The 675-nt window shown below is 70.8% G+C and carries 1 protein-coding gene; it reads right to left on the bottom strand.

The window, feature by feature from the left end; translation table 11 throughout:
• Window positions 1–112: 112 nt before the first annotated feature.
• Window positions 113–675: SAM-dependent methyltransferase (locus tag ABD323_RS43145; protein ID WP_425556356.1), on the bottom strand; the 563-nt coding region annotated here is incomplete at its 5' end.

Below are 675 nucleotides of genomic sequence, written 5' to 3'. Positions count from 1 at the left end.
CCCGGCTCCCTCCCAGAAGCCGGGCCGATGCCACGTCAGCGCCGTCTCGTCATGGCTGCCGGCATCCACGTCGACGAGGGCAGTCCGGCTCCCGTCGCAGTACCACCGCCACCTACGGCCGTTCCGCGGTTCGGGGCGTGTCCGTCGGGACTCCGAGCGTCAGGAACGCGAATCCCACGACCTCGCGAGATCCTCGCAGCCAGGTGGTGCGGTGCGCGTCGAGCCTGGCACGCTCGGCGTCGGCCTCCGGGTGGTTGCTGTTGGCCAGCAGCCACTCCTCCGCGTCTGCGGCGAACCCGGACTCGAAGCTGTCCCACTCGCCGCGGGTGGACGTCTCGATGCCCAGCGGCCGGAAGCCTGCTGCTACGGCCTGATCGACGAGGTCCGGCAGGTGGAGGCAGGTGTCGACCGTGCTGCCGGGCCACAGGTTCGTCAGTTCCTCGGCGGTCGGGGTGCGTTCCCAGATCTCGCAGGAGAACAGCAGCCGACCGCCCGGGTTCACCAACGGCCGGAGGGCCTGAAGTGCGTCCGGAATGGTGCCGAACGCCTGATACGCCCCTGAGCTGATGACGAGGTCGGCGGGCGAGAGGTGCTCCCTGGCGTCACCTTCGACGAAGGTCGCCCGGTGGGCCAGTCCGCGTCCCGCCGCGTTGCCGCGTGCGCGTTCGACGTCGG

Origin of the sequence: Kitasatospora nipponensis, assembly GCF_039528135.1 — a bacterium.
GTDB lineage: Bacteria > Actinomycetota > Actinomycetes > Streptomycetales > Streptomycetaceae > Kitasatospora > Kitasatospora nipponensis.
Note: the sequence above shows the minus strand (reverse complement) of the source record. Positions and strands in the feature narration are given on the sequence as shown.